Origin of the sequence: Empedobacter sp. UBA5987 (assembly GCF_002429865.1) — a bacterium.
GTDB lineage: Bacteria > Bacteroidota > Bacteroidia > Flavobacteriales > Weeksellaceae > Empedobacter > Empedobacter falsenii_B.
On sequence record NZ_DJBB01000012.1, the window covers coordinates 36344 to 54917 of the forward strand.

At 32.9% G+C, this 18574-nt stretch carries 17 protein-coding genes; 12 read left to right on the forward strand and 5 right to left on the reverse strand.

Annotated elements, in window-relative coordinates; genetic code table 11:
* Nucleotides 1–6 precede the first annotated feature (6 nt).
* The 4 genes from ruvA to B3J26_RS01545 are packed head-to-tail and all read left to right on the forward strand — an operon-like array spanning nucleotide 7 to nucleotide 8529.
* Complete coding sequence (ruvA, locus tag B3J26_RS01530) at nucleotides 7–588, forward strand: Holliday junction branch migration protein RuvA (RefSeq protein ID WP_125349892.1); 582 nt, start codon at nucleotides 7–9, stop codon at nucleotides 586–588.
* The gene (sprA, locus tag B3J26_RS01535; RefSeq protein WP_291072889.1) at nucleotides 588–7754 is read left to right on the forward strand and encodes a cell surface protein SprA; all 7167 of its coding nucleotides are present in this window, start codon (nucleotides 588–590) and stop codon (nucleotides 7752–7754) included. The genes ruvA and sprA overlap by 1 nt, the downstream gene beginning before the upstream one ends.
* 21 nt (nucleotides 7755–7775) lie before the next feature.
* Complete coding sequence (gene gcvH, locus B3J26_RS01540) at nucleotides 7776–8156, forward strand: glycine cleavage system protein GcvH (RefSeq protein WP_038335019.1); 381 nt, start codon at nucleotides 7776–7778, stop codon at nucleotides 8154–8156.
* On the forward strand, nucleotides 8149–8529 hold the full coding sequence (locus B3J26_RS01545) for a VanZ family protein (protein WP_221854263.1): 381 nt from the start codon (nucleotides 8149–8151) through the stop codon (nucleotides 8527–8529). The genes gcvH and B3J26_RS01545 overlap by 8 nt, the downstream gene beginning before the upstream one ends.
* Nucleotides 8530–8760: 231 nt before the next feature.
* Here B3J26_RS01545 and nadE read toward each other — a convergent pair whose 3' ends face one another.
* On the reverse strand, nucleotides 8761–9555 hold the full coding sequence (gene nadE, locus B3J26_RS01550; protein ID WP_291072891.1) for an NAD(+) synthase: 795 nt from the start codon (nucleotides 9553–9555) through the stop codon (nucleotides 8761–8763).
* Nucleotides 9556–9655: 100 nt separating this feature from the next.
* Here nadE and B3J26_RS01555 point away from each other — a divergent pair, with 100 nt between their 5' ends.
* From B3J26_RS01555 to B3J26_RS01585, 6 genes are all read left to right on the forward strand, one after another.
* Entirely contained in the window at nucleotides 9656–10705 is a 1050-nt protein-coding gene (locus tag B3J26_RS01555; protein ID WP_291072893.1) for a gliding motility protein, GldB, read from the forward strand.
* 17 nt (nucleotides 10706–10722) lie between these two features.
* Complete coding sequence (gene gldC, locus B3J26_RS01560) at nucleotides 10723–11049, forward strand: gliding motility protein GldC (protein WP_038335027.1); 327 nt, start codon at nucleotides 10723–10725, stop codon at nucleotides 11047–11049.
* Nucleotides 11050–11145: 96 nt separating this feature from the next.
* Nucleotides 11146–12468 (forward strand): TolC family protein, encoded by a 1323-nt coding sequence (locus B3J26_RS01565; RefSeq protein ID WP_291072895.1) that lies wholly within the window; start codon nucleotides 11146–11148, stop codon nucleotides 12466–12468.
* A gap of 751 nt (nucleotides 12469–13219) precedes the next feature.
* Nucleotides 13220–13891, forward strand: a complete 672-nt coding sequence (gene tsaB / locus B3J26_RS01575; RefSeq protein WP_221854258.1) for a tRNA (adenosine(37)-N6)-threonylcarbamoyltransferase complex dimerization subunit type 1 TsaB — start codon at nucleotides 13220–13222, stop codon at nucleotides 13889–13891.
* An 18-nt stretch (nucleotides 13892–13909) separates the two neighbouring features.
* Nucleotides 13910–14293 carry a DUF423 domain-containing protein gene (locus B3J26_RS01580; protein ID WP_286495307.1) on the forward strand — a complete coding sequence of 128 codons (384 nt, stop codon included), beginning with the start codon at nucleotides 13910–13912 and terminating at the stop codon, nucleotides 14291–14293.
* Between the two features lie 35 nt (nucleotides 14294–14328).
* On the forward strand, nucleotides 14329–14862 hold the full coding sequence (locus B3J26_RS01585; RefSeq protein WP_291072422.1) for a hypothetical protein: 534 nt from the start codon (nucleotides 14329–14331) through the stop codon (nucleotides 14860–14862).
* 32 nt (nucleotides 14863–14894) lie between these two features.
* Here the strand turns inward: B3J26_RS01585 and B3J26_RS01590 are convergent, their stop codons facing one another.
* The 4 genes from B3J26_RS01590 to B3J26_RS01605 all read right to left on the reverse strand — a co-directional run bounded on the left by B3J26_RS01590 (nucleotide 14895) and on the right by B3J26_RS01605 (nucleotide 16859).
* Nucleotides 14895–15107, reverse strand: a complete 213-nt coding sequence (locus B3J26_RS01590; RefSeq protein ID WP_291069157.1) for a cytochrome b/b6 domain-containing protein — start codon at nucleotides 15105–15107, stop codon at nucleotides 14895–14897.
* A 5-nt stretch (nucleotides 15108–15112) separates the two neighbouring features.
* Nucleotides 15113–15454: a cytochrome b/b6 domain-containing protein gene (locus B3J26_RS01595; protein WP_291072423.1), complete on the reverse strand. Its 342-nt coding sequence runs from the start codon at nucleotides 15452–15454 to the stop codon at nucleotides 15113–15115.
* 56 nt (nucleotides 15455–15510) lie between these two features.
* Entirely contained in the window at nucleotides 15511–16011 is a 501-nt protein-coding gene (locus B3J26_RS01600) for a hypothetical protein (RefSeq protein ID WP_038335039.1), read from the reverse strand.
* A 161-nt stretch (nucleotides 16012–16172) separates the two neighbouring features.
* Entirely contained in the window at nucleotides 16173–16859 is a 687-nt protein-coding gene (locus B3J26_RS01605; RefSeq protein WP_221854254.1) for a YceI family protein, read from the reverse strand.
* Between the two features lie 100 nt (nucleotides 16860–16959).
* Here B3J26_RS01605 and B3J26_RS01610 point away from each other — a divergent pair, with 100 nt between their 5' ends.
* Both B3J26_RS01610 and B3J26_RS01615 read left to right on the forward strand, forming a co-directional pair.
* Nucleotides 16960–17973, forward strand: a complete 1014-nt coding sequence (locus tag B3J26_RS01610; RefSeq protein WP_291072897.1) for an ABC transporter ATP-binding protein — start codon at nucleotides 16960–16962, stop codon at nucleotides 17971–17973.
* The gene (locus B3J26_RS01615) at nucleotides 17964–18503 is read left to right on the forward strand and encodes a GNAT family N-acetyltransferase (protein ID WP_125350502.1); all 540 of its coding nucleotides are present in this window, start codon (nucleotides 17964–17966) and stop codon (nucleotides 18501–18503) included. The genes B3J26_RS01610 and B3J26_RS01615 overlap by 10 nt, the downstream gene beginning before the upstream one ends.
* The last annotated feature ends 71 nt before the right edge of the window (nucleotides 18504–18574 follow it).

The following is an 18574-nucleotide window of genomic DNA, read 5'->3' on the forward strand; positions in this document are numbered from 1 at the left end:
ATCAAAATGATAACACAATTAAGAGGTAAATTAATCGAGATTTATCCAACAAATGTTGTAATAGATTGTAATGGGGTCGGATATTGGGTCAATATTTCATTGAATACATATTCTACTTTAGAACACGAAGAATTGGTTACAATTTTTACACATTTGATTGTTCGCGAAGATGCACATATACTTTATGGATTTGCAACAAAACTAGAACGAGAAATTTTTCAGAAATTAATTAGTGTTAACGGTGTTGGTCCAGCTTCTGGAATGATGATTATTTCGACACTTTCTTCCAAAGAAATTGCAACTGCAATCGCTCAAGAAGATGCTAGATTATTGCAAAGTGTAAAAGGAATTGGTGCTAAAACAGCGCAAAGAATCATCATTGATTTGAAAGATAAATTGGATCAAAATTTAATATTAGATGTTAATTCTACTTCGGTTAAAAATAAATCTAAGAATGAAGCGTTATCTGCTTTAGAAGTTTTAGGAATTCCTAAAAAATCTGCAGAGAAAATCATGGACAAAATCCTACAAGATCAGCCAGATGCAGACGTGGAATTCTTAGTAAAAGAAACCTTGAAGAAAATTTAATGAAGATTCATAACGAACCAAAAACTATTCGTAAAGGCTCTACTATAGCAGCTTTGTGTTTCCTTTTTGCAATGGGAACTATGAGCGATGTTATGGCTCAGGAAAGTGATACGCTTAAGTTTCCTATCCGAGATCAAAAAGGTGGATTGTTTTTAGATAATCAAATAAAATACGATGTACAATATGATGCGATAAAGCGTCAGTATATTTTATATCCTCAAATTGGAACAAGTTTAGTTTCCGAACCTATCTATTTGACACGTCAAGAATACCTGACTTTGGTTCAGAATCAAGACATGAAAAATTATTTCCGTACAAAATCTCAAACCAACGATCAATTTTATCGTGAAGAACGTTTTGGAGATAAGGAAGGAAAAAAAGAAGGAAGTATTTTACCAAGTTTTAAGGTGAAATCTAAAGCTTTCGAAACTATTTTTGGTGGATCAGAAATTTCATTGATTCCGCAAGGTTATGCAAATTTAGAATTGGGTGTTTTCTTGCAAAAGATAGATAATCCAATGTTGTTGCCACAAAACCGTCAAACGCTTACAATGGATCTTAATCAACGTATGCAATTGAGTATTTTGGGTAAAGTCGGAGAAAATCTTCAGATGAAAGTGAATTATGACACGCAAGCTGGTTTTGGCTTCGAAAATCAAATGAAACTTCAGTGGAGAAAGGCTTTGGGGAATAAATTGGATCCATTTGGAGGAGAAGATGATATCCTACAAAATATAGAGGTTGGTAATATTTCGATGCCGCTTAGTACTTCGTTGATTACAGGTGCACAGTCACTTTTTGGAGTTAGAACAGATCTTAAATTCGGTCGTACAAATGTATCGGCTGTCTTTTCAGAACAACGTTCGGAATCTAAAAATATTGTGGTTCAAGGTGGTGGTGTGATGACTGATTTTAAAGTCGCTGCCGAAAAATATGAATACAATAGACACTTTTTCTTAGGTCAATTTTTTAGAAATAGTTACGATAGAGCGTTAGCAAATTATCCTGCAGTTAACAGTAATATCAATATCAGTAATATTGAGGTTTGGAAAGTTGATAAATCTGGAGGGAATCAACAGAATAGACGTTCTATTATCGCTTTGCGAGATATTGCAGAAGGTGGTACAGCGCCTCAAAATAGTAGTAATGCCTTATTTAATGAGATTAATTCTCAAGGTTTTACCAAGATTAGTGATGCAAGAAGTTATTTGAACGGATATTCTTTCAATGGTGAACAATTTCAGGATGGAGAAAACTTTATCGTCAACGAAAATGTTCGAAAACTTGATGCTTCCGAATTCACTTTCTATCCAAAATTAGGATACATTTCCTTGAATACGCCTTTGGTTGATGGTGAAGATTTGTTAGCGGTTTCGTTTCAGTATTCGTTAAGTTCTGATCCGACAAAATTATACAAAGTTGGACAAATGTCGAGTGAGACAGATAAACCAATTATCGCGAAATTAATCAAACCAAATTCTGCAGTTAATGTGGCTTCGCCAATGTGGGATTTGATGATGAAAAATATTTATTCGCTAAATGCTTATGGTGTTTCGAGTGAAGATTTCTTGATGAATATTAATTTCAAAGATAATGGTGAACAATCTTCTGGAAAATTAAATTACTTACCAAATTCTGCTGTTTCAGAACAATCGTTAATTCAAGTTCTGAACATGGATAGATTAAATTCGAACGGACAATTACAACAAAATCCTGATGGAAGTAAAGGTGATGGTTTATTTGATTTTCAACCAGGGTTAACAATTGATACAGAAAGAGGAAATATTATTTTCACTTCTGTTGAACCTTTTGGTAAATATTTGAGCAATAAATTACAAGGTCAAAATGAAGAATACGTTTTCAATCAAATTTATCATCAATTACCAAATACACTTTCTGGCGAAAAATTAGCCAATCGTTATACCTTAGAAGGTCGTTACAAAGGAACGGTGACAGATGGTATTCCGTTGGGCGCTTTCAATGTGCCGCAAGGTTCTGTTAAAGTAACTTCTGGTGGAGCAACGTTGACGGAAGGCGTAGATTATACGGTAGATTATCAGTTGGGGCGTGTAAAAATCATCAATGAACAATTGAAAAATTCTGGAGCACCAATTAATGTTTCTTTAGAAAATCAATCTACATTTAATTTACAGAAAAAACGTTTCATGGGAATTAATGTCGAGCATAAATTTAGTGATAAGTTTATGTTAGGCGGAACTTTAATTAATTACCAAGAACGTCCAGTTACGCAAAAAACACAATTTGGTTCAGAACCTGTGAATAACACAATTGTTGGACTTAATACACAATATAACTCAGAAGCTGAGTGGTTAACTCGTTTAACAAATAAAATTCCGGGAATCAAAACGGACCAAATGTCGAACATTAGTGTTCAGGCAGAGGCGGCTTATTTGATGCCAGGAATGAACAAAGTGACAGGAGGTTATTCTTATATAGACGATTTCGAAGATGCACAATCTCGCATTAGTTTATTAGATGTTGGTTCATGGAAATTTGGATCAACACCAGGAAAACCTGCTGGATATTCAGCTTCCGGCTATCACCCGTTCTTCCCGAATGGAATGAAAAATGACGATTTATCATTTAATAATGGTCGTCGTATGTTATCGTGGTACACGATTGATCCTCGTTTTTATGGGATGGGTGGAAGCTCGCCTTTAACGGATCAACAAATGTCAACGCATATGGCGCGTCGTATTAAGCTAAAAGAACTTTTTGATCAACGTGATGTAATGGCTGGTACGAATTCGTATATCAGCACATTAGATATGACATTCTATCCACAAGAACGTGGACCTTATAATGTTAATCCAAATGCAGTAGACACGAAAAATTGGGGAGCAATTATGCGTCCTATTTCAGTTTCTAACTTCAAAGATTCGAATGTGGAATACATCGAGTTTTGGATGATGGATCCTTATGCAGATGGAAAAGGTGGAGAAGGAGAGTTATTGGTACATTTAGGAAATGTTTCGGAAGACGTCTTGAAAGACGGCGAAATGATGTACGAAAATGGATTGCCTCATTCTGGAAATGGAGCGGCGACTGTTGCTTCTAAATGGGGTGTAACACCTCAGTTAAATCCAATTTTATATGCTTTTGATACAGATGGAGCTGCCCGAAAACAACAAGATTTGGGTTATAATGGATTAACAGATGAGGAAGAAGCCCAACGTTATGGAATAACGAGTAATAATTTAGTTACAGGAGAATTAGATCCTGCGAATGATAATTATTTATTCTTTTTAGATGATCGTTTCAGAGGAGCATCAATTGGGAATACAGTTCAAGATCGTTACCGTTATTTCAGAAATCCGCAAGGAAACAATTCAACCGATAATCCTTTACATGCATCATCTTTAACTCCAGATACAGAAGATATTAATGGTGATTTCAATTTAGATCAAACAGAAAACTATAATCAGTATACGTTAAAAATTAACCGTCAAACGTTAGAAGATCCAAACAATAAATTTATTGTTACTCGAAAAACAGTTCAAGGGGAATTTCCTGACAAAACGAAACATGATGTTAAATGGTATCAAGTTCGTATTCCTGTTGATAACTTTGATTTAGATCTTGACGGAGATGGAGTAGAAGAGTTAAACAATGATGCGTCTATTGCGCAAGCAGAAAGCGTATTAACAGCTGCTCGTTTTATGCGTATGGTGATGCGAGGTTTCGAGGAAGAAACAACTCTTCGTTTTGGTACGTTTGATTTAGTTCGTTCTGAATGGCGTCGTTATACCAAAAACATTTATCCTTATATCATTAGTAATCAAGAAGGTTATGAGGAGGATAAAAATATTGATGATTTAGAAGTTGGTGAGGTTAGTATCGAGCGAAATGGTACAGATCGTCCTCGTTATATGATTCCTCCTGGAGTTTATCGTGAACAAACACAAGGAACAACGGGATATCAATCTCAGAATGAAGCTTCGATGACATTGAAAGCGAAGTTTAAACCAGGAAGTACTTCAAAAGCTATTTTCAAGAATACAAATTTAGATTTGCGTCGATACAAAAAATTACAAATGTTTGTGTCTGCTCAAAATTTATTAGATAGAGCGTCAAATGCCATTGATAATGGTACAAAATTATTTATTCGTGTAGGTAGTGATTATACAGATAACTACTACGAATACGAAATGCCGTTGAAATATACGCCGCAAAGTTCTGCAACAGAAAGCGCAGTTTGGCCTGATGAAAACTTTATCGATCTGAATACAGATTTGTTTACAGATGCTAAAAAACAAAGAGATGCGGATGGCTTCAGTACATTGCAACGTTTCAATTTTGCTTTTGATCAAGAGAACCCAAACAAAACGGTTTATGTAAAAGGTCGTCCAACATTGGGGAATGTATCTTCGATCATGATTGGGGTTCGTAACACTTCTGGACCGTCTGATAAAGAAGTTTTACTTTGGATAAATGAACTTCGTCTGAGCGAAATTGATAACCAAGGAGGTTATGCAGCTTCCGCAAATGTGCAGTTCAATTTAGGTGACTTCGCAAATGTACAAGTCTCGGGAAGCACAAGTTCTGTAGGTTTTGGTGCGATAGATCAAGGTCCTGCAAATCGTAATCAGGACGAATCATTACAATATGCGTTGAATGCACAAGTAAAATTAGACAAATTCTTACCAAAGAAATGGGGAATGGAAATTCCATTCGATTTTACAATTCAGGAAAGTTTTGTCGATCCAAAATATAATCCATTAGACAACGATATTATTTTTGATGAAGCGCCTAATAAAGCCGAATTAGAAAAAGTTGTTCGTACTTATACGCAGTTCAAAAGTTTTGCCTTTAACAATATTCGAAAAGTTAGATCTACAAATAACAACAACCCTGTTCGTTTTTATGATCCTTCTAACTTCTCAGTTTCGATGATGTATTCGGATAATTATTACCGTGATATTTACACGCAATATAACATCAACCAACAATTAAGAGCGTCGATTAATTATAATTTCGGATTTAGAGGAAAATCTTACGAACCTTTCAAAAAATGGCGTGCGGTTCAACCAAAAGAGGAATCAGGAAAATATTTACAATTTATTCGTGAATTTAATGTGAATCCTTTGCCAACACGTTTCTCTTTCCGTACAGAGATTGCGCGAACGTATAGTGAAAGACAATATCGCGATATCAGTCAATATTTAGGAGGAGGAAGTTCTTCGAGCTTAATTCGTCCGACATATAGTAACAATTTCTTGTTCAATTGGCAATATAATTTAGGTTTTGATTTGACAAAATCGTTGCGTTTAGATTTAACATCTTCGACAATGACGTTGAATGATGGAACAACTTTCCAGCGTGCAGATCAAGATATGATTTGGCAAAATATGTTCACAATTGGACGTCCAGTTCAATACGATCAACAATTTCAGGTGAATTATAAATTACCTTTAAAATTCTTCCCATATCTCAATTGGATGAATGTTGAAGCAGGATTTACATCGAATTATAACTGGGTTGCAACTTCTACTGCTTACAGAAATTTTGAAGTAGACGGAAGACCTGTTAATTTAGGAAATGGTACAGCTCAAAACTCGAATTCGATCAATTTGATGGGAGATTTGGATTTTGCTAAATTCTATCCAGAGTTTAAAGGTTACAAACGCTATGATTCGATTTTGAAAGGCCGTCGTGCAGAAATAGATTCGTTGAATACAGTTTACACAACTTTATTCTCTAAGAAACGTCGTACAAATAAGAAATCAGCATACAAATTCAAACATAAATTTACAGCAAAAGATTATGGTTGGATGATTTTATCATCACTAAAACGTGCTAATTTTACATTTAATCAAACAAATGGAGCTGTAATTCCAGGATTATTATACGAGCCAGGTTTCTTTGGTGTTGATGGTAAAAATGGTCCAAGTTTAGGCTTCGTTTATGGAACACAATTCGATATTAAACGACAATTAGTTGAAAGAGGATTGATTGTAGGAGATGAATTGATGACAGATGCGTATCAAATTACAAAAGGTTCTGATTTTAATGGAACTGCTTTGATTGAGCCAATTCCAGATTTACGAATTGATTTGAGTGCAAAACGTACAAAAGATCGTCGTATTTATCATTCAGGATTCAATTTAGCAGTCGAAAATCCTTACATTGATGAATTAGCAAATCTTAATATTTCGACCGTAAATATCAAAACAGCTTTCAAAGATGGAGATGCAATTTTTGAGCAATTCCTAACAAATACTAAAACTATTTCTGGACGTTTAGCACAAAAAAGAGGTAGCGGAAATGTAGATGGACTTGGTTATTACGAAGGATTTAATGCAAGAAGTTCTGATGTACTTTTACCAGCATTTTTAGCGGCGGTGCAAGGAAAAGATGCAGGTTCGTCTAAATTAGGATACAATCGTTCTATTCCGGTTCCGAACTGGCGCGTAACGTACACAGGATTGAAATCTGTTCCAATTATCAATAAATATTTTGATAATGTTGAGGTTTCGAGTTCATATAATTCGACATATACAACAACTGGTATTCAGTCCAATCCAAACTTTATGTTAGATACAGGAATTATGGGTGGCGGACAAGTGACTGGTAAAGATGAAAACGGAAACTTCTATACGCAGAATTTATATGGAGCGGTTACGATGATCGAATCATTTTCACCATTATTGGGAGTGGATTTAACATTCCGTAACAGTATGCAATTACGTGCGCAATATAACAGAGATCGTTTATTATCATTAAGTACAACAAATTATACGTATACAGAAGATTATGGATCTGAATATATTATTGGATTTGGGTATATTTTCAAAGATTTCAAAATGAAGATTCGTTACCAAGGAAATCAGAAAACAATCAAAGGTGACTTAAATATTCGTGGAGATTTCTCATTAAGAGATAATCAAACAACAATTCGAAAAGTAATTTATAACTTTGATGACGTACAAAATCCAAACGTACCAACAAGTATTTATGGAGATTCGCAAATTACAGGTGGACAGCGAATTATGACGTTTAAGATAACGGCAGATTATAACGTAAGTAAGAATTTGAACTTGAGATTCTATTGGGATCAGATGATGAGTAAATATAAAATTTCAACAGCTTTTCCAATTTCTCAAATTCGTGCCGGATTTAGTGCTACCTTTACATTCGGAAATTAAAAAAACAATAAAACAAACATTATGAGCATTCCAAACAATTTAAAGTACAGTAAAGATCACGAGTGGATTTCTGTAGAAGGAGATGTAGCAACAATCGGTATTACAGCTTTCGCACAAGGAGAGTTAGGAGATATTGTTTATGTTGACGTAGAAACAGAAGGAGAAACTTTAGGTCAAGAAGAAGTATTTGGAACAGTAGAAGCAGTAAAAACAGTTTCTGACTTATTTATGCCAATTAGCGGTGAAGTTGTAGAATTTAACACTGAATTAGAAGGTGAGCCAGAATTAATCAACACTGATCCTTACGGAAAAGGGTGGATTATCAAAGTAAAAATTGAAGATGCTTCTCAATTAGATGCTTTATTAGACGCAGCTGCTTACGGAGAATTAATTGGTGCATAAGACAAAAAAAATAATATTCTTTGCATATGTAGCGTTGGTGTTTTATCTGACGCTACTTCCACAAGAAAATTTCTCGAAATTAAGCACAATCAAAGAATTAGAAATCTTTTTGGAGATTGATAATTTAGATAAAATTGTACATTGTGGAATGTTTGGGATGATGACGATTTTGTTATTTGTCGCATACAAAATAACAACTCTGCGCTTGATGATAATTCCGTTTTTGGTAAGTTTTCTTATCGAAATTTTGCAAGGTATTTTAACATCACTTCATCGTAGTTTTGATTTTGTCGATTTAATGGCAAACTTATCCGGAATCTCCCTCGCATATATCGCAATAGCATATTATTTACAACATAAAAAAACTCAGTAGTATTACTGAGTTTTTTGTTTTTCTTATCTTTTTGACTTATTCAAGTGTAAACTAAGAAAATGTCATTCCGACGTTAGGAGGAATCTTCGATTCTTCATTCTACTAACGTTTTATTCAGAATGACATTTATACGTAAGTCATATTGAACTCGTTTCAACATCACATCAAAATAAAAAAAAGCAACCTTTCGCTTGCTTTTATATTGAAAAAATTAATTGTGCTTACCGCAACTTACTTCATCAATTCTTCAGGAATATCACAAATCGGAATTGGAACCATCTTGTGTTGGTTAATACGATTTAATCTCGAATAAATCTCGAAAACTTCTTTTTCTCTTCCTTCAAATTCATCTGTAGTTTTTCCAGCTTCTTTCGCTTTCATCGCCCACTCCAATTCATCGTAATTTGCTCCCAATTGATCTTCATCCGAACGATCATCGCCAAACAAACCATCGGTTGGTTTTGCTTTTTGAATATCTGTATTAATGCCTAAAAACTCAGCAATTTTATACACTTCCGATTTCATCAAATCTGCAATTGGACTAAGATCTACACCGCCATCACCATATTTGGTATAAAAACCAACACCAAAATCTTCGACTTTATTTCCTGTTCCTGCAACCAAATAATTGTGTAAACCAGCAAAATAATACAATGTTGTCATACGCAAACGAGAGCGCGTATTGGCCAACGCTAAATTCACTTTATCTGTCGTTTCCGTTTCTGGTAAAGCCGAAACCATTTCATCAAAAGTTGAGGTTAAATCAACTTCTATTGAATCAATTGGCGAAGAAAATTTATTTTTTAACCATTCAATATGACGTTTTGCTCTATCCGCTTGATTTTTTTCTTGATGAATTGGCATTTCCAAATTAAGTAAAGGGGAGCCTGTCATCGCACAAAGTGTTGAGGTTACAGCCGAATCAATTCCGCCCGAAATTCCAATCACAAAGCCTTTTTGGTGCGCTGTTTCCAAATAATCTTTCAACCAAGAAACAATATATTCTACAACTTTTTCAGTTTGCATAGTTTAATAATTTATTTCAAAGATAGCAGATTATGAAAAAAATTAGGGTTGAAAATACTACAGATTATTTTACTATTTTTGTTAGCTAAATAACCAAGCAATGAAATTTGTATATGGCTTAGCTTTTGCGAGTTTAATTTTATTTACTGCGTGCAAAAAAGAAAAATCGTGGGAAGTGGATGTCAAAGAACAAAATGTTCAGTTGAATATTCATGATATCAGCCAAGATTTTTTTAACGATTCGATTCCTTTAGCGACTTTACGAAAAGATTATCCTTTCTTTTTTGATGCAAAAACTGCGGATGATGTATGGGAAAGTCAACGTCGTAATAAAGAAGAATTGAGTATTTATGGACAATCTCGAAAGGTTTTTGGAGATTTTAAAAACTTAAATGAATCGTTAACTCCGATGTTTCAACGTTACCAATTTTATTTTCCAGAATATAAAATTCCGACGGTTTATACCTATTCATCAGGTTTACAAAATATAGATTATCCTGTGATGTTTAGTCAGCAATCTGGCTTGATGTTTATTGCGATGGATGCGTATTTGGGGTCAAAGAATAAATTATATGATAGCATTGGCGTAGAACGTTATTTGCGCACCAATTTAGATCTTAATCGTTTGCCTTCTCAAGCAGTTGATGCGATTGCGAATGATGTGGTTACATTTAGCCCAAGAAATCAATTATTTATTGATAAAATGATTTATGAAGGGAAGAAATTGATTTTGCAAGATGCATTGTTAACAGATACGCCGGACGAATATAAAGTTGGTTACACGCCAGAACAAATTCAGTGGTGTATTGAGAACGAAGGTCAAATTTGGAACTTTTTTGTAGAACAAAATTATGTATTCAGTTCAGATGCTTCTTTGGATAAACGCTTTTTAGCAATTAGTCCATTTTCTAAATTTAATAATGAAATTGAGCAAGATTCTCCAGGAAGAATTGCGGCTTGGATTGGTTTGCAAATTATTCGTCAATACATGAAAGAGAATCCGAAGGTAGAATTGAAAGCTTTATTAGATGATATGGATGGTCAAAAAATATTCAAAGATTCTAAATATAAGCCAGCTTTAGAAAGTAATAATTCAACAAATTATACAACAAAAACAATTGATGGTAAAGTTTACCATTTTGTGAAATAAACTAATAATTAGAAGTTATGAGAACAACAAATATTACAGTAGAGATTGAATTGGACGAAAATCACGTGCCAGAAAAAATGACTTGGAATGCACCAGACGGTGGAATTAGTCACGAAGAAACAAAAGCAATGTTACTTTCTGTTTGGGATGATAAAGCAAAAGAGGCTTTGCGCATCGATTTGTGGACAAAAGAAATGACACAAGATGATATGAAACGTTTCTTTCATCAAATTTTAATTTCGATGTCTAGTTCTTACGAAAGAGCAACAGAGGAAAAAGAAGTTGCAGAAAGAATCGCTGCTTTTGCAGAAGAATTTGCAATTGCTTCAAAAATTAAAGGTTAATTTACTGACCAAATAAAACTTTAAGTCGAATTTCGTAACATTTTGGTTAGAAATTCGACTTATTTTATATCTTTAATTTTCTGACAAGAATAGTCTATGAAACAATTATTTTTTACTTTACTATTTATTACTTCTCTTTCTTCGTTTGCCCAAGAAGAATGGACAATTGAAAAGTGTATTGAGTATGCTTCGAAAAATAATTTGACTGTTCAGCAGAATACCATCAACCAAGAAATTTTCAATAAAAATTTAGAGTTAACCTACAATGCATGGTTGCCAACGGTTTCGGGTTATGTAGATACTAACTTTACAATCGGAACGTATAATCCAACAATAGAAAAGGGATATTATCAATTTGCGTATTCATTTGGCGTACAATCGAGCATTAATATTTATAGTGGTGGAGTTGTTCAATTGAATAAAGACAAAGCTGCTTTGGAATTGGAAGCGTCGAAAGTGCAAACTGCAATGACGATAAATGATATTTCGTTGCAAGTAGCGAATTATTATTTAGCGGTTTTATTGAACAAAGAATTGAAACAAGTTGCAGTTGGAAATCTAACTATTTCGAAACAATTATTAGATCAAAATCAAAAAAAGTTCAAAGCTGGAACTGTAGCTCAATCTGTTGTAGCACAATCTGAATCTGAAGTCGCGACAAATACACGTGAAGTGGTAAATGCACAAATCGAAATAGAGCGTGCATTGTTCAATTTAGCGATGTTGTTGCAATTAAATGATTACCGAAATTTTGCTGTAACTGATGTCAAAATTCCAGATAATGTAACGTCTCAATTGTATAATTTGGATGATGTGGTAGAAACGGCTTATCAAAATCAGCCTTCTGTAAAACATGCCGAATTGCAAATTGATGTTGCTGCGAAAGAAACTCAAATCGCGCGAACTTCATTATTTCCAAAAGTGACAGGAAGTTTCAATTTCGGAACGAATTATCTACAATATTTCAATAAAAGATTACGTCAAGATGCATTATTAGAGCAATTAGGACATAATGTAACAGGCGTTTTTGGAGTTGGTGTGAGTATTCCAATTTGGAATCAATATTCCTATAAAATTAATATTCAGAAAGCATTAATCAACGAGGATTTAGCAAAAGTTGACCTTCTACAATCGAAACAAGATGTGCTGAAAAATGTTCAATCTGCGTATTTCGAAGTAAATAGTTCTTATGCGTCATACGACTCGTCGAAAGAAGCGGTAAAATATGCGAAAATTTCATACGATTTTGCACAAAAATCTTACAATGCTGGAGTCATTAATCAATACGATTTTAACCGTTCGCGTAATGATATGATGGTTGCAGAATCGCAAATGTTGCAAGCGAAATACAATTACATTTTTAAACAAAAAGTATTAGATTTCTATGCTGGCGTTCCAATAACGTTGGAGGAGAAATAGAGGTTTAACTATTTTAATAACCTTTTTTTGATATAATTTATTTCTAGATTTTTTAAATTTAGAAATGATAAATATTCAAGATTACGTAAAAAGTTTTTTGTCTCACTTTCCAGAAAATGCAAATCAGCAACCTTGGGAAATCGTAGATAATTAAGAAGAAATTCTTACGAATAAAATTCAGCAACTATCTGATGATTATAGGATCGAAGGTAATGTTGCGATTCATAAATCTGCAACTGTAGAGAAAGGAGTTACACTAAAAGGAACAATTATTATTTCAGAAAATTGTTTTATCGGAGCGCATGCCTATTTACGTGGACCAATTTTTCTTACGAATTCGGTTATTGTTGGTCCGGGATCAGAAGTAAAACAAGCAATTCTTTTTGAAAAATCAGCAATAGCTCACTTCAATTTTGTTGGAAATAGTTTAATTGGTGAAAATGTAAATTTTGAGGCTGGTTCTATTTGTGCGAATCATTACAATGAACGTATTGTTAAAACATTTCTGTAAAAGTCAACGATCAAATTATTTCAACTGGTGTAACGAAATTTGGAGCTTTGGTAGGAGACGATTCAAAAATTGGAGCAAATGCAGTTCTTTCTCCAGGAACTATTTTAGAACAAAATTCTATTGTGGACAGATTAGAATTGGTCAAAGAAATCGATTAAAGCTAACTATTTTCTCTATTTCCGAAAGAAAATCATCTTATCAAACATAAATCATCTAACTTTCGTGATGTATCTTTGCAGCATGGCAACAATCTTAAATTTAGAAACTTCAACAAAAAATTGTTCGGTTTCGATTGCTAAAGATGGCGTTCAACTATGTTTGGTTGAAGAAAGTGATGAAAATTATGCACATGGCGAAAAACTGAATCAGTTTGTGGATTGGTGTGTGGAAGGTGCGCAAATAAATTGGAAAGATATCGAGGCGGTTTGTGTTTCAAAAGGTCCAGGTTCTTACACAGGTTTGCGTATTGGCGTTTCGTCTGCTAAAGGTTTTGCATATGGTTCTGATATTCCATTGATGGCGATTAATTCGTTGCAAATTTTGGCGGAATCACAATTGAATCAAGAGGTCGATTATATCATTCCGATGATTGATGCAAGACGAATGGAAGTCTATACAGCTTTGTTTGATAAGCAAGGAAATCAGTTAACAGAAACAGAAGCTAAAGTAATCGATGAAACTTCTTTTGAAGAATTGAAAGGAAATAAAATTATTTTTGTGGGTGATGGAGCAGAAAAATGTCAAGAAGTTTTAGCGCATTTAGATGCTACGTTTATACAAACTTTTCCATCGGCAAAAGATATGATTCGTGTTGCGGAAGAAAAGTTTAATCAAAAATCATTTGAAGATGTTGCGTATTTCGAGCCATATTATTTGAAAGATTTTGTGGCAGGAAAAAAGAAATCTGAATAAAATAAAAAGAGATAATTTATGAAAAATCTTGTGTTGACAATCGCTTCATTATACGGAATGACGGCGGTTATATTAGGTGCTTTCGGAGCTCATGCGTTCAAGAAAATTTTGCCTGCAGAAAAATTAGCAAGTTTTGAAGTTGGGGTACGTTACCAAATGTATCACGCAATTGTTTTGTTAGCTGTTGGAATGTATTTTCAATTTAATAATTTATTAGAACGTTCTGCTGCTTGGTGTTTAATTGCCGGAACATTTGTTTTTTCTGTAAGTATCTATTTGTTGTCATTCGCAGAACATTGGAATGCAAACCTTAAATTTTTAGGACCAATTACGCCACTTGGAGGATTATTCATGATTATCGGTTGGGGTTTATTAGCTTGGATTTTTATGAAAGGAAGATAATTTTCTTTAAATTTATATAATTGTTAATCAGTTATATGAATTTGTGGAATAAATTATTGGTTGGATTATTATTTTTACTTGCAATTAATACAAAAGCGCAAGATAAATTAGTATTGACGACTCCTTTAATCTTTAAATTAGAAGGTTTTAATAGCAACTTTGAATTGAAATTGTTTAATAATCAACAATTCAAATACAAGTCTGTTTTTTATAGCTGTATTGTAGAGTTAGATAAAAATGGTAAAGAAATCAATAATGCTAATTATGGTTTTGCAGAAGGAACTTATCAAGTAAAGGATAATAAATTAATCTTAACTGTAAAATCGTCAAGTAACTATTATTCGTTGCAAAAGGACTATTATTTTTTGATTCTTGATAAAAAGACTTTTTTGATATCGAACAAGGATCGAAAAAATCTCAAAGAAGCAAGAATGAATAGAGCTAACAAATCTTTTCCGAATTATATTATAGATACGGATAATCGTAGAGAATATACATTTTATAGTACTGATCAAAAAGTAACTATCGAAGGTTACGAAAAAGATAAAATATATCAATTGTTTAAATAAAAAGGACACTTTATAAAGTGTCTTTTTTATTTTTAATCTTTACCATTTATCATTTTAGAAACAATTCCAGAATTTTTATTGACTTCATCGATAATAACTCCTATGAGATGAATGAGAAAGAAGATAGGAAACCAATATATTGCAGTTTTATGCAGTTCTTCCATAGGGTCTTTGTAAGTTCCATTTCCCCACATTAAATAAAATCCTGTCACAATATTAATTAGCATTAACAAATAGAAAATCATATAAATTATTCCCTGAAATTTTTCGGATGTTGAATGACTTTCAAAGGATTAGGAAATCGGATTCCCTTTACCAGCATATAAACAATTCGGACAGCAAAAAGACCTAAAGCGATATAAGCAAATATTTCGTGCCATTGCCACATTGGTTCTAAAGAACTTCTTCCAATTGTTTTTAAAGTAGCGTCAGAAATGTTTAAACCTTCTTTTGAAACTTCATTGGTAATTAAAGCAGAAAGATTTTTCTTGCTCATCCATTCCATTCTCAAAAAACCAGTTAAGAAAAGCATTATCATCGATATTCCGATTGTCCAATGTAATAATCGATGAGTTAAAGTAAACTTTTTCATAATTTATAGTGATTAAAAAAACCTCTCTAAATTGAGAGGTTTTTGTTGTATTTTTTTTATTCAAAATCGTCTTCTGTGAATTCGAATTCTTCAAATGTACATTCTATTTCGAAAGGAATATCTTTTTCAGATTCTTCTACAAAATCTTGCACTTCACCTTTCCAATTCAAGGTCAAAATTCCTTTGTCGTTTACACTAAAAGTTAATTCGTTGTTTACCGTTTCGTAATCTTCTTCCGAAACATTCAACGTTGTATAATATACTTCCACAGTTTCACCTTCTTCGTCTTCTTCCTCGGCAAAACCGTAAGGAATAGAAACTTTTTTACCGTTTAATTCTTCTACAGATTCTACATCCAAAGGAAAATCATCAATAAATAAAGAAAGTTGAGGAAAATCGTTTTGTAACGAATCGCCTTCTACGTGTTCTAAGTCATCAGTCGAATGTATTTCGACCAACAAACATTTTTTATTTCCTTGAAAAACGACTTTGCATAACGATTTTTCAATATTATAATTAAATGTTTCATCCGGATGGAAGAACTTAATTGTTTTCATTGTTTTGTTAATGTATGTTATTAATTATGAGTACGAATATAATTAAGTTCAATTAATTATCACAAAAAAAATGAGAGAAATTATATTTTTTCGCCTCTAAAACAAAAAAGCCATCTATCTAAGATAAATGGCTTCTATTATTTTATGAATATTCAATTCGATTATTTTGCAGCTTCTTCAGTTGCAGCAGCTGGTTTAGCTGATAAATCTACTTGTAATAAAACTTCGTCTTTTATGATAGAACCTCCAGCACCTACGAATGCAATTCCGAAATCTTTACGGTTAATTCCGAATTCTTCAGATTTGATTGTTACACCATTCGCATCAACAGTTACATTAGCTTTGAAAGTTACATTTTTAGGAACTCCACGGAAATCTAAGTTTCCAGAAATTTCTGAATTGTAATCTCCACCTTCTAAAGCTTTAACTCCTGTAATTTCGAAAGTTGCAGTTGGGAATTTTTCAACGTCTAAGAAATCAGCAGATTTTAAGTGTCCATCTAATTTTCCTTTGCTTTCTGCATCAGCATCTAAATCTTTAGATTCGAAAGAAGCAAAATCAGCAACAAATTTTCCTGATTCTAAAACTCCGTCGTGTACTTTTACAGAACCTTCTTTTAATTTTACAACTCCGTAGTGACCTTCTTCTGGTTTGTTAATATCGTCAAAAGTTTTTCCACCTTTCCAATTTACAACAGATGCAGTTGTATCAACAGCATATTCTGCAGCTCCTTCAGTTGATGTTGCTCCTTCTTGAGCTTCAGTTGCAGCTTTAGTTTCAGTTTTTCCTCCACAAGAAGTTAATGCAACAGCAGAAACAACAGCCAATCCTAAGAATAATTTTTTCATATTGCTTTTTTTAATTTTTTCTTTTACAAAACTATAATATAAATTAATAGTTGATATTGATTTATATCAATAAATGAAATAATTAAACAATTATTTCATATTGAATAAATCTAATACCTTAGCCAAACATAAGAAAAATTATTCAATCGTGCTAAACGTAAAACAACTCAGTTATAATTATCCAGATTTCGAAGAAAAAGTACTCGATAACATCAATTTTGCAGTTAACAAAGGCGAAGTGATAAGTATTATCGGAGAAAGTGGAAGTGGAAAATCAACTTTACTGAAATTGATTTATGGTTTGCTAGATTTTAAAGAAGGAGAAATTTACTATCATACTAAGAAATTACGTGGTCCTGCTTATAATTTGATTCCAGGTCATAAAATGATGAAATACGTAGCGCAAGATTATGATTTGTTAGATTTTGTGACTGTTGGTGAAAATGTCGGGAAATTTTTAAGTAATTTTGATTTAGAGCTTAAACAACAACAAATTGACGAAGCGTTAACGGTTGTTGAAATGTTAGAGTATAAACATATTTTTCCGAATAAGTTGAGTGGTGGTCAGCGACAGCGTGTGTCTATTGCACGAGCTTTGGCACAACAACCCGAAATTTTGTTGTTGGATGAACCTTTTTCTAATTTAGATCAAATATTAAAATTAACCATTCGAGAAAAAATTATGGATTGGTGTAAAGCGCATCAAATTACAGTGATTTTTACAACACATGATTTGAATGACGCTTTTTATACTTCGGATAAAATTTTAGTTTTGCAAAACGGAAAAATGATTCAGTATGATGAGGTCGAGAATGTGCGAAATTCTCCTGCGACAACTTATGTGGCCAAACTTTTTGGTTATGTAAATGTGTTGGATGATTCACAAGATTTAGGAATTTATTCTTCTAAAATTGTCATTTATCCAGAAGAAATTGCAATTTCAGAAAATGGAAAATTCGAAGGAAAAGTAATTTTATCAAAATTTCAGGGAAGAGATTATTTGGTAAGATTTACATTCAAAAACATTGAATTGTTGACTTATTCTTCTCAAAAATTAATGAAAGATGAGTTGATACATTTTGAAGTTATAAAATTTCATCAATTATGCATTTAGAAAGTTTACAAGTAACGGAATTGTGTAGCGAACGATTAATTTTGATGCCATTCACGATTTCCATTTGCGAAAATATATTACAAAATAATTATACCGATTTAGAGCAATTAAATTTGATTAGAGGAAAAGGTTGGCCAGATGCAGATGTAATCGAAACATTGCCTCGAATTATTGTGAACTTGTCTAAAGTTGATGCACCAACAGGTTTCGAATCGTGGATGATTATCAAGAAATCAACACGAGAAATAATTGGTGACATTGGTTTTAAAGGTTATAATTTTGTTGGAAGAAGTTGTGATATTGGTTATGGAATTATCGAAGCAGAAAGAAAGCAAGGTTTTGCAGTGGAAGCAGCTGCGGAATTGATAAATTGGGCATTTACAAAAGAAACTTTAGAAGAAGTAACCGCTTGTTGTTTGATAGAAAATATTGGTTCAACGAAACTTTTAACTAAACTAAATTTCACTGAATTGAATAGAGATTCAACTATGATTTATTGGTCGTTGTTGAGAGAAAATAAATTGAGTTAAAGAAAAGAATAGATTTTTCGATAAACTTGGAATGATAATCAGATATAAAAAAAGCGAAATTCAAATTATGA

Bases quoted from the DNA above. Each gene is read 5' to 3' on its own strand.
- B3J26_RS01580 (WP_286495307.1), top strand. From the start codon at position 13,910: ATGAAAAATCTTGTGTTGACAATCGCTTCATTATACGGAATGACGGCG.
- gcvH (WP_038335019.1), top strand. From the start codon at position 7,776: ATGAGCATTCCAAACAATTTAAAGTACAGTAAAGATCACGAGTGGATT.
- sprA (WP_291072889.1), top strand. From the start codon at position 588: ATGAAGATTCATAACGAACCAAAAACTATTCGTAAAGGCTCTACTATA.
- B3J26_RS01590 (WP_291069157.1), bottom strand. From the start codon at position 15,107: ATGATTTTCTATTTGTTAATGCTAATTAATATTGTGACAGGATTTTAT.
- B3J26_RS01600 (WP_038335039.1), bottom strand. From the start codon at position 16,011: ATGAAAACAATTAAGTTCTTCCATCCGGATGAAACATTTAATTATAAT.
- nadE (WP_291072891.1), bottom strand. From the start codon at position 9,555: ATGCAAACTGAAAAAGTTGTAGAATATATTGTTTCTTGGTTGAAAGAT.
- B3J26_RS01615 (WP_125350502.1), top strand. From the start codon at position 17,964: ATGCATTTAGAAAGTTTACAAGTAACGGAATTGTGTAGCGAACGATTA.
- B3J26_RS01555 (WP_291072893.1), top strand. From the start codon at position 9,656: ATGAAATTTGTATATGGCTTAGCTTTTGCGAGTTTAATTTTATTTACT.
- B3J26_RS01595 (WP_291072423.1), bottom strand. From the start codon at position 15,454: ATGAAAAAGTTTACTTTAACTCATCGATTATTACATTGGACAATCGGA.
- gldC (WP_038335027.1), top strand. From the start codon at position 10,723: ATGAGAACAACAAATATTACAGTAGAGATTGAATTGGACGAAAATCAC.
- B3J26_RS01605 (WP_221854254.1), bottom strand. From the start codon at position 16,859: ATGAAAAAATTATTCTTAGGATTGGCTGTTGTTTCTGCTGTTGCATTA.
- B3J26_RS01565 (WP_291072895.1), top strand. From the start codon at position 11,146: ATGAAACAATTATTTTTTACTTTACTATTTATTACTTCTCTTTCTTCG.
- ruvA (WP_125349892.1), top strand. From the start codon at position 7: ATGATAACACAATTAAGAGGTAAATTAATCGAGATTTATCCAACAAAT.
- tsaB (WP_221854258.1), top strand. From the start codon at position 13,220: ATGGCAACAATCTTAAATTTAGAAACTTCAACAAAAAATTGTTCGGTT.
- B3J26_RS01585 (WP_291072422.1), top strand. From the start codon at position 14,329: ATGAATTTGTGGAATAAATTATTGGTTGGATTATTATTTTTACTTGCA.